This window comes from Aquabacterium sp., assembly GCF_021768455.1.
Taxonomy (GTDB): Bacteria; Pseudomonadota; Gammaproteobacteria; order Burkholderiales; family Burkholderiaceae_C; genus Aquabacterium.
The window spans coordinates 1-3,324 of record NZ_JAIZVX010000238.1; the positions used below are offsets into that span (position 1 = coordinate 1).

Annotated in this window: 4 protein-coding genes; 2 read left to right on the forward strand and 2 right to left on the reverse strand. The window is 69.6% G+C overall.

Annotated elements, in window-relative coordinates; genetic code table 11:
• Nucleotides 1-262 (reverse strand): hypothetical protein (locus QZ994_RS19150; RefSeq protein WP_290877489.1); only part of this gene is annotated, 262 nt, incomplete at its 3' end.
• A 77-nt stretch (nucleotides 263-339) separates the two neighbouring features.
• Here QZ994_RS19150 and QZ994_RS19155 point away from each other — a divergent pair.
• Entirely contained in the window at nucleotides 340-1,641 is a 1,302-nt protein-coding gene (locus QZ994_RS19155; RefSeq protein WP_290877491.1) for a glutamate-5-semialdehyde dehydrogenase, read from the forward strand.
• Nucleotides 1,642-1,654: 13 nt separating this feature from the next.
• The gene (locus tag QZ994_RS19160) at nucleotides 1,655-2,431 is read left to right on the forward strand and encodes a TSUP family transporter (protein ID WP_290877493.1); all 777 of its coding nucleotides are present in this window, start codon (nucleotides 1,655-1,657) and stop codon (nucleotides 2,429-2,431) included.
• Between the two features lie 22 nt (nucleotides 2,432-2,453).
• Here the strand turns inward: QZ994_RS19160 and QZ994_RS19165 are convergent, their stop codons facing one another.
• A complete protein-coding gene (locus tag QZ994_RS19165) occupies nucleotides 2,454-3,320 on the reverse strand; it encodes an SMP-30/gluconolactonase/LRE family protein (RefSeq protein WP_290877496.1) in 867 nt (288 codons plus the stop codon).
• Nucleotides 3,321-3,324: the final 4 nt, after the last annotated feature.

A 3,324-nucleotide genomic window follows, 5' to 3' on the forward strand; every position in this document is an offset into this window, starting at 1 on the left:
GGCGGCGCAGCAGCGCGCGCATCCCCTTGGGGGCGGGGCCATCTGCGAGGCCCCGCCAGTCCGCATCACCGAGCAGGCCACAGCTGTAGCGCCGCCCCGCATCCGACCAGCGCAGGGCCTTGCAAGCCCCCGTCAGCCGCCGGCTCACCAGCACGCCCACGGGGCAAGGCTCGGCCAGGCAGCACACGCCACAGCCATTGCAGGGCTGGCCTTCGGGCGGCTTGGGCGGGGCCTCGGGATGGATGTGGATGACGCGCGGCACCCCGCCAGCATAGGCCAGCGCCCATGGCTGTGCCCCTCCGGGCTGCGCGGCCCGCCCAGGTTTGCGACAATCACGGGATGAACACCGCCGCCACCCCTCAAGCCGACCTGCCGGTCGACCAGTACATGAGCGCCGTGGGCCAGGCCGCCCGCGTGGCCGCCACCACCATGGCCGCCTCCAGCACCGCGCTGCGCAACAACGCGCTGCTGGCGCTGGCCGGCCAGATCCGCGCCCACGCAGGCGAGCTCAAGGCCCGCAACGAGGCCGATGTGATGGCCGCCGAAAACAATGGCCTCTCGGCCCCCATGGTCGACCGCCTGCGCCTGACGGACAAGGTCATCGCCACCATGGCCGAGAGCTGCGAACAGGTCGCGGCCCTGCCCGACCCGGTCGGCGAGATCACCCACATGCGCCGCCGCCCCACCGGCATCAGCGTGGGCCAGATGCGCGTGCCCATCGGCGTCTTCGGCATGATCTACGAGAGCCGCCCGAACGTGACGATCGAAGCCGCCTCGCTGGCCATCAAGAGCGGCAACGCCTGCGTGCTGCGTGGGGGCTCCGAGGCCATCCACTCCAACCTGGCGCTGTGGAAGCTGGTGCAGGCCGCCCTCACGCAAGTGGGCCTGCCCGCCAATGCCGTGCAGCTGGTGCAGACGACCGACCGCGCCGCCGTGGGCCAGCTGATCACCATGCCGCAGTTTGTGGACGTGATCATCCCGCGTGGTGGCAAGGGCCTGATCGAGCGCATCAGCGCCGAGGCCCGCGTGCCCGTCATCAAGCACCTCGATGGCAATTGCCACACCTATGTCGACAGCGAGGTCGACCTGGCCCTGGCCGTGAAGGTGACGGACAACGCCAAGACGCAGAAATACAGCCCCTGCAACGCCACCGAGTCGCTGCTGGTGCATGCCGCGCAGGCCGCCGCCTTCCTGCCGCTGATCGGCAAGGTGTTCGCCGACAAGGGGGTGGAAATGCGCGCCGACGCCCGCGCCAAGGCCATCCTGAGCGATGTGCCGGGCGCGCAGGTGGTCGATGCCACCGAGCAGGACTGGTTCGAGGAGTACCTCGCCCCGGTCATCGCCATCAAGGTGGTGGACTCGCTCGATGAGGCCATCGCCCACATCAACCGTTATGGCTCGCACCACACCGATGCCATCCTCACCACCAACCACCCCAACGGCATGCGCTTCATCCGCGAGGTGGACTCCAGCAGCGTGATGATCAACGCCTCCACGCGCTTCGCCGACGGCTTCGAGTACGGCCTGGGCGCCGAGATCGGCATCAGCACCGACAAGTTCCACGCCCGTGGCCCGGTGGGCCTGGAGGGCCTGACCTCGCTGAAGTACGTCGTGCTGGGCCAGGGCGAAGTGCGCGGCTGAGCCACATCCCTTCATGCTGGACTTGAACGCCACCAACGTGGCCTTGATGCTGCTCGCCTCTGCGTCGGCCGGCCTGGTCGATGCCATCGTGGGAGGCGGCGGCCTCATCATGGTGCCGGCCCTCTTCGGGCTCTTTCCGCAGGCGGTTCCGGCCACGCTGCTGGGCACCAACAAGGCGGGCGCGATCGCCGGCACGGCCTGGTCCGCCTGGCAGTACGCCCGGCGTGTGAAACTGCCCTCGGCCCGCCTGCTGGGCGCCTTCGCGGCCACCATGGCCGGCAGCATGTTCGGCGCCTGGCTGGCCACGCGGGTCTCGGCCACGGGCTTTCGCGCAGCGCTGCCCTTCGTGCTGGCCGCCGTCTGGGCCTACACCCTGTGGCGCAAGGACCTGGGGCACGCCCACACCCCACACTGGTCGCCGGGCACCGAAACCCTGATCGCCACGGCAATTGGCGGCGCCATCGGCCTGTATGACGGCGTGTTCGGCCCCGGCACGGGCAGCTTCTTCGTGTTCGCGCTGGTTCGCCTGCTGGGCTGGGATTTCCTCCACGCCAGCGCCGCCGCCAAGCGCCTGAACCTGGCCACCAACGCCGCGGCCCTGGCGTGGTTCATCCCGCATGGCCACGTCGTCTGGGCCCTGGCCTTGCCCATGGCCCTGGCCAATGTGGCCGGCAGCTCGGTCGGCACGCGCCTGGCGCTCAAGCACGGAGCAGGCTTCGTGCGCATCGCCTTCCTGATCGTGGTGGGCGCGCTGATCTGCAAAACGGGGTTTGACGCATGGCGGGTGTGAGCCCAGCCGACACCGTCGTGCCTCAGGGCATGGGGCCCGTGTAAGGCCGCCACCCCACACTGCCCGCATTCAGGCTCTGGATGAAGAGCCTGCCATCGGCCTCGGTGGCGGCGGTGGTCTCGGGATAGGCGCCGGAGGGATCCTGCAGGTCGTCCAGGATGTGGCCCTGCTCGTCGAAGGCGATCACGTGGCCATAGGGCTTGGGCACCGGCCACAGGGCGCGCGGCAGGCGCAGGGTGACGCTGCGCACGATGGGGTGGTGGTCGGCAAAATCCAGCACCGGGCTGCGCGGCTTGGTCAGCCCCACCCAGAAGCGACCGTTCTGGCCAGCCGTGAGGTTGTCGGGGTAACCCGGCAGGTTGTCGATCAGCACGCGGGCTGCGCCCTGCTGCATGGCCTGGGCAAGAGTGGGCACGCCCTTGTCACCCTGGGCGGTGCGCACCACCGAGAGTCGGGCCAGGTCCAGCTGGAGGATGCGGTAGGTGCCTGTCTCCGACAGCAGCAGTCGCCGGCCATCGGCCGACATGGCCAGGCCATTGGGAAAACACAGTCCCTGCAAGGCCACGCGCGAGAGGCGGGTGAGTGGATCGACCGCGATCAGGCGACCGGTGCAGCTGTGCTCCAGGATGTCGAGCACGCTGGCCTCGAAGGTACTGCCCAGGGCTTGAGCGCCAAAGCGGCGCGAGGCGTCGGTCAGCCAGATGGTGCCCTGGGGGGCCACCTTCACGGCGTCGGCAAAGCGCACGGGGTCGTCCGGCACCGGATGCTGCACGGTGGCCAGCAGGGTTTCGACCTCGGCCCGCGGCCCCTCACCACGCACGCGCAGCAGGCCCTTGAAGGCATCGGCGATCAGCAGGCGGCCTTCGGCGTTGCGCTGGACGTAAAACATCTAT